Source organism: Streptomyces sp. PU-14G, assembly GCF_041028275.1.
Lineage (GTDB): Bacteria > Actinomycetota > Actinomycetes > Streptomycetales > Streptomycetaceae > Streptomyces.
In genome coordinates, this window is record NZ_JASKYT010000333.1 from 1 (window position 1) to 7,294 (window position 7,294).

At 70.8% G+C, this 7,294-nt stretch carries 2 protein-coding genes; both read right to left on the reverse strand.

Going from position 1 to position 7,294, the window contains the following annotated elements:
• A partial coding sequence (locus AB8Z75_RS27795) for an AMP-binding protein (protein ID WP_369206696.1) occupies positions 1-2,916 on the reverse strand: 2,916 nt, incomplete at its 3' end.
• 136 nt (positions 2,917-3,052) lie between these two features.
• A complete protein-coding gene (locus AB8Z75_RS27800; protein WP_369206698.1) occupies positions 3,053-7,294 on the reverse strand; it encodes an amino acid adenylation domain-containing protein in 4,242 nt (1,413 codons plus the stop codon).

A 7,294-nucleotide genomic window follows, 5' to 3' on the forward strand; every position in this document is an offset into this window, starting at 1 on the left:
CGGCCACACATCCACCAGACCCCGATACCGCTTCTCCCACAACTCCAGGTCACGCTGCCCAACCCGCACCAACGGGACATCCGAAGGCGTCAACCCGCCCGCACCCGGCTCGGCGACATGCCGCGCCAGACCTTCCAGTGCGCCACACCACAGATCGGCCAACTCCCGCACCTCACCCTGCCCAAGCACCCCCGAAGGGAAGCGGAACACGGCATCGAGCCGTGGGCCCTCCGCCGATTCGACGACATAGGCGCTGACGTCGACCGTCGACATCGCGGGCATGTCCGCGTCGAGCTCCGGCAGCAGACCGACCGCGTCGGCGGACTCGGTCCAGCCCAGCCCGCGCAGCTCCTCGGGCATGTCCGCAGCGGAGAACCGGCCCAGGTAGTTGAACGAGACCTGGCCTGTGGGGCGTTCGCGCAGTACGGCAGCCGACTCGGGATCGAGGTAGCGCAGCAGGCCGTAACCGACGCCTTTGTCGGGAACGGCGAGCAGTTGCTCCTTGACCAGTTTGACCGCACGGTCGACGTCGGGGCCGCCGGCGATGGCCTCGTCGATGTCGACGCCGGCGACATCGAGGCGGACGGGGAACATGCTGGTGAACCAGCCGACCGTCCGCGACAGGTCCGCGCCCGGCACCACGCCTTCCTCACGGCCATGGCCCTCGAGCCGGACAAGCGTCGACGTTTCGTCGACGCCTCTGATGCGCCGCCACTTCGCGAGCGCCAGGGCGAGGCCGGCCAGCAGGCCGTCGTTGGCACCGCCGCGGAATGCTGCGGGCACCGAGGTCAGCAGTGCTTCGGTGACCGCGGCGGACAGTCCCACGCTCAAAGACTCGACCGTGGACATGACGTCGCGGGCAGGGTCCGGCGCCCGGGACCCCAACAGCGGTTCCGGCTTCTCCAGCATGGTCTGCCAGAAGGTCAGTTCCGCCACCCGCTCCGGGCTCGATGCCTCCTCGACCAGCGCGTGCGCCCAGCGCCGCGCGGACGTACCCACGGGGGCGAGCTGCGGCGTGCGCCCAGCCCGTACCTGCTGCCAGGCAGCGGCCAGATCCGGCAACAGGATCCGCCACGAGACTCCGTCCACGACCAGGTGATGCAACACGACCAAGAGCCGGCCCGCACCCCGCTCGGGAGCGAACCACACGAACTGGGCCATCACACCGGCTGCCGGATCCAACCGGCCCGCCGCCGCATCCAACTCGGACAGCGCCGAGCGCCGCCACGCCTCGCCCCAGCGGCCGTCGCAGGCCACGCGGCGCAGCAGCTCCGCCGGGTCGAGAGCACCGGCAGGGTCGATCCGCATGCCCCGTCCGTCGCCGGGCGGCAGCGTGGAGCGGAGCACGTCGTGGTGGTTCGCGACAGCGGTCAGCGTGGCCAGCAGCCCAGCACGGTCGATGCCCGCCGGCAGCTCGATGATCGTCGACATCGAGAACCTGTCGAAGCCACCACCCAGCTCCCGCACGTACCGCGCGATCGGCGGCAGCGGCATCCAGCCGACGCCACCGCCCTGCAACTCCTCCAGCGCGGGACGTGTGGGCCGGGCAGCCGACGCGACGTCGGCCAGCTCGGCCGCCGTACGGCACTCGAAGATCTGCCGCGGCCTGACCTCGACACCCTGTGCGCGGGCCCGGGAAACGACCTGGATGGAGCGGATGCTGTCGCCGCCGACTGCGAAGAAGTCGTCGTCGATGCCGACCCGTTCCAGGCCCAGCACCTCGGCGTAGACCTGAGTCAGTACCTCTTCCTCCCGAGTGCGTGGCGCCCGGTAGGCCGTCCCCTCATACATCGGCTCCGGCAGAGCCGCGCGGTCCAGTTTCCCGTTCGGCGCCAGCGGCAGCCGATCCAGCACCACAAACGCCGCCGGCACCATGAACTCCGGTAGCCGCCCCGCCACGAACCTGCGCAACTCCCGCACCGAAACACCGGCCGTCAGGTCCACATCGCCGTCACCGAAGCCGAACTCCTCGACAGCGCGGGAGGCGTCGTCGGGGCCCGCGGCGACCACGTAGCCGACGAGCTGCCTACCGCCGTCCCGCCTGTCGTGGACGGTGACTACGGCATCCGCCACTGCCGGGTGCGCGGTCAGGGCGGCCTCGACCTCGCCCGGCTCGATACGGAACCCCCGTACCTTGACCTGCGCATCGGCCCTGCCGACGTACTCCAGCTGCCCGTCGGCATTCAAGCGGGCCAGGTCGCCGGTGCGGTACATGCGCGCCCCGGGGGGACCGAACGGGCAGGCCACGAACCGCTCCGCGGTCAGCCCACCGCGCCCGCGATAGCCGCGTCCGACGGCGGTCCCCGCCACGTACAGCTCGCCGGCCACCCCTGGCGGCACTGGCGCGAGCCCGGCGCCCAGTACGCAGACGCTGACGTTCGCGAGCGGGCCTCCGATGGGCACACTCCCCCGACCTGCCCACGCCTCCGTGCCCGGGAGCGCGAAGGCGGTGGCGTAGAAGGTCTCACTCTGGCCGTAGGTGTTGACGACCCGCACGCCGGGGATCGCCTCACGCACCCGGGACACCAGCGACGCCGGCAACGCCTCACCGGCGAAGACCACGGTGTCGGCAGTGACCTTGCCTGCCACCTGGTCCAGCAGTTCGGCGAAGACCGACGGCACCGTGCTGATCACGCCGCCGCTCCAGCTGTCCCGCTCAGCCAGCGCCACGACGTCGCGCACCACTTCGACGGTGCCGCCGGCACACAGAGTGGTGAAGGTCTCGAAGACCGATACGTCGAAACCGACCGACGTTCCCGCCAGCGTCCGCGGCTCCCTTCCGACCCCCACGGACGTCGTCAGGCCCAGCACCCCGTTCACCACGTTCCGGTGGGTGATGACCGCGCCCTTCGGCGTCCCGGTGGAGCCGGAGGTGTACATCACATAGGCGGCGTGCTCCGGCAGCAGCGGAGCCAAACGCTCCTCATCACCAAGATCACCGCCCCCACCAGGCCCACCGAAATCAACCTCATCCACACACAACGACGGCAGACCACCACCAGGCACCACACCCAAAGTCGCCCTGTCCGTCACCACCAGACCTGGACGACCCTCAGCCACAATGCGCTCCACCAGCCTTCAACACCCCCAACAACGCCACCACCAGATCCGCACTACGCGGCAACGCCAACGCCACCACCGACTCCGGCCCCACTCCACGCCCCACCAGCACACGCGCCAGCCGATTCGCCCGTGCGTTCAACTCCCCATACGTCAACGACACCTCACCGCACACCACCGCCAACGCACCCGGCGACAACGCCACCTGCCGCTCCACCAACACCGGAACCGGCACCGCCGGCACCTCCACCACCGCCTTGTTGAACCCCCGCACCACCACCTCACGCTCAACCGACTCCAACACATCAACCAACCCGACCCGGACACCAGGCTCCGCAGCCACCTGCCGCAACACCCGCACAAAACGCGCCGCCAGCCCCTCCACCGTGCCCCGCTCAAACAGATCCGTCGCGTACTCGACGACGCCGACGGCGCCCTCGCCGGTGAGCTGGGCCATATTGAAGAAAAGGTCGAACTTCGCGGTTCCGGTCGACACCGGTTCGAGCGCCACTTGCAGGCCCGGGAGCTCGAAGTCGGACCGGGCGACGTTCTGCCACGCGAACATCACTTGGAACAGGGGGTGGTAGGCGGTGGACCGCTCGGGGTTCAGCGACTCCACCAGCCGCTCGAACGGGGCGTCCTGATTGTCGTACGCGGCCACCGCCTTGTCCCGCACCCGGCCGAGCAGTTCCTCGAACGTGGGGTTCCCCGACAGGTCGGCACGCAGCACCCAGGTGTTGACGAAGAACCCGACCAGTTCGCTCAGGCCTTCGTCGGTGCGACCGGCAATCGGCGAGCCGATCGTCAGGTCGTCGCCACCACCGAGGTGGTGCAGCAGCACCGCGAGCGACGCCTGCAGCACCATCGACGTCGTCGCACCCCGCTCGCGGGCCAGTTCCTCGATCGCGGCCAGCAGCTCAGGATCGAGGCTGAAGTCCACCGAGTCGCCGCGGTGCGAAGCCGTCGGTGGCCGCGGCCGGTCGGTCGGCATCTGCAGCGGCTGCGGGCTACCCAGCAGTTCGTCGCGCCAGTACGCCACCTGCTCCGCCAGCACGCTGCCGTTGTCGGACTCCTCCCCCAGCAACTCCCGCTGCCACAACGTGTAATCGGCGTACTGCACCGGCAGCTCCGCCCAATCCGGCGCCACACCCCGCACCCGCGCCCCGTACGCCGCGGACAGGTCGCGCGCCAGTGGCACCATCGACTCCCCGTCCGCCGCGACGTGGTGTGTCGCCAGCACGAGGACATGCTCCTGCGCCGCGCACCGGAACAGCGTCGCCCGCACCGGGATCTCCACGGACAGGTTGAACGGCTGCGCCACGGCCGCGGCGACAGCGCCACCCACCGCTTCCGGCGCCAACTCGACCACCGGCACACTCACCCGCGCCTCGCCGAGAGCCAGCGGGCACTGGTACGGAGTACCCGCGTCGTCCTCGACGATCAACGTACGCAGACTCTCGTGCCTGGCCACCACGTCCCGCACCGCGGACTCCAGTGCCGCCACGTCCAGCTCCCCGCGTACACGCAGCACGAACGGAGTGTTGTACGTCGCCGAGGGGCCCTCGAACTGGTCGATGAACCACAGCCGCCGCTGCGCGAAGGACAACGGCACACGGTCAGGGCGCTCCGCCACCCGCCGCAGGTCCGGGCGTGTGCGCTGCCCCGCCGAAAGGCGCGCGGCCAGCTTCTCGACAGTCGGACCATCGAACACCACCCGGATGGGCAGGTCGACATCGAGTACGGTCCGGATACGGCTGACCAGCCGGGTGGCCAACAGCGAGTGCCCGCCCATGGCGAAGAAGTCGTCATCGATACCGACTCGGTCGAGGCCCAGCACTTCGGCGAACAGCCCGCACAGCGCTTCTTCTTGGGGTGTGCGCGGGGCCCGGCCCGTCGACACGCCGGCGTAGTCGGGGGCCGGAAGCGCCCGCCGGTCCAGCTTGCCGTTCGGCGTCAGGGGAATCTCACCGATGGCTACCACGGCCGACGGCACCATGTAGTCCGGCAGCCGCTCCCCCGTGTACCCGCGCAAGGCGGTGACCAGCCTCCCTACCTCGCGGGCCCCGGCCGGGTCGTTCGCCAGAACCTGGTCGTCCCATGCCGAGGGCAGGTACCCGTCCGTGAACACCCGGCCGACAGCTGTGCCGCCGGGGAAGACGATCGCGTCGAAGCACTCGACCGCGCCGGCCGACCAGGTCTCCAGGACACCCCAGCCCCGTGCGTCGGCCCAGTCGCACAGCTCCTGCGGGTCGATTGCCGGAGCACGCGTCACAGGCGGGCCGCCGATCGCGGTCGCGGCGGCCCCCGCGACCTCCCCGGCCAGCCGGGCGTTGGGGATCCCCGAGACTCGCAGCGGCGTCGCGCCCCGGCGGAGGCAGAGTTCCGCCACGCCGCCGAGGTCGTCGGCGTCCCGGCCCCAGACCAGGACCGGAAGGGCACCGAGCGGCTCGGCGTCCGCCGGCGTGCGGTGCAGCGTCACCTCGTAGCGGTGGCGTGTCAGCTCGTTGTGCGCCCGGCCGGGCTTCAGCCGGATGTCGACACCGGCGCCGTGCCGCTTGGCCCAGCGGGTGAACCACTCCGGGTCGAGGACGAGTTCCTTCTCCAGCAGCACAGCCTGCTCCACCGCGGCTCGCACGGTGGACGGGGCCGCGGCCGGATGCCGGACTCGCTGCGCGGCGGCCTGCAGCACACGCAGCGACGCTGCTCGCCGGACGTCTCCCACGACGATGCGCCCGCCGGGAGTGAGCAGTTCCATCGCCCGGCTCAACACCTCGTCCAGGTAGTCGTCGTCCGGGAAGTACTGGACGACGGAGTTGAGCACGACGGTATCGAAGTAGCCGCGGGGCAGCCCCGACGTATCCTGCGCGGGCCGACACCTCAGCCGCACGCGGTCTCCCCAGCCGGCCAGGTCCGCCTGGGCGCGCAGCCGGTCGATCGCCGCGGGCGAGATGTCCGTGCCCCAGTACTCCTCCACTTCGGCGACGAGCTGGGAGAGTAGCAGCCCGGAACCGACACCCAGCTCCAGCACGCGCCGCGGCGACCAGCAGGCCACCTGCGCCACCGCGGCGTCCCGCCACGCCAGCATCTGCGGCAGCGGGATCGGGGCACCGGTGTAGCTGGAGTTCCAACCTCGGAAGTCCTCGCCCCACGCCGTCGGTTCGGTGGCCGAATACACTTGCTCATAGACCTGCTGCCACTCGTCGACCTGCTCCAGGGCGGCGTGGTCGGTCCCGTGCACGGCGGGTACGACGTAGCCCACCAGGCGCCGGTCCCCCGGCCGGTCGTCCCACACCACGACAGCCTGTGTCACGTCGGGGTGGGAGGTCAGTGCCGCCTCGATCTCGCCGGGCTCGATGCGGTATCCGCGGATCTTGACCTGGTCGTCGGCGCGGCCCCGGAAGACGAGTTCGCCATCCGCCGTCCAGGCCACTACGTCCCCGGTGCGGTACATCCGCTCGCCCGGCAGGCCGAACGGGCAGGCCAGGAACCGCTGCGCGGTGAGAGCCGGCCGGCCCAGGTAGCCACGCGCGAGCGACTCGCCGGCCACGTACAGTTCACCGGCCACGCCCGGCGGCACCGGACGGAGCGCACCGTCCAGCACATACACCCGCGTGTTCTCGATCGGCCGGCCGATCGGCGGCACCTCGCCCTCACCCGTCAGCGGCCCGCTCATCGTGGCGCACACTGTGGTCTCGGTCGGCCCGTAGGCGTTGATCATCCGGCGTCCGGCCGACCAGGTGGCCACCGACTCCGGCGAAACCGCGTCACCAGCGACCACCAGGCACTCAATGGTCTCCATCGACCCCTCGGGCATAGCGGGTAGCACGGCAGGCGGGAGTGTCACGTGCGTCACCCGGTGCGTGTCGACAGTCCCGGCCAGCGGCGCCCCCGGCGCGAGCGCGCTCTGGTCGGCCAGGACGAGGGTCGCCCCGGACAGCAGCGCCATGCACATCTCCCACACCGAGGCGTCGAAGCTCGGCGACGCGAACTGCAGGATCCGACTGTCCGCGGTGACACCGAGCCGACCGGCCTGAGTAGCGACCAGGGCAGCCACCCCTCGATGGGTGACCGCCACACCCTTCGGCCGACCCGTGGACCCGGACGTGTAGATCACATACGCCGTATTGGCCACCACCGAACGACACGGCCCCACCTCCACCGAACCGACCGCCCCACCGGCATCACCCAGCCGCAACGCCGGAACAGCCAGCTCAGGCAGCAACCCGGCCGTCAC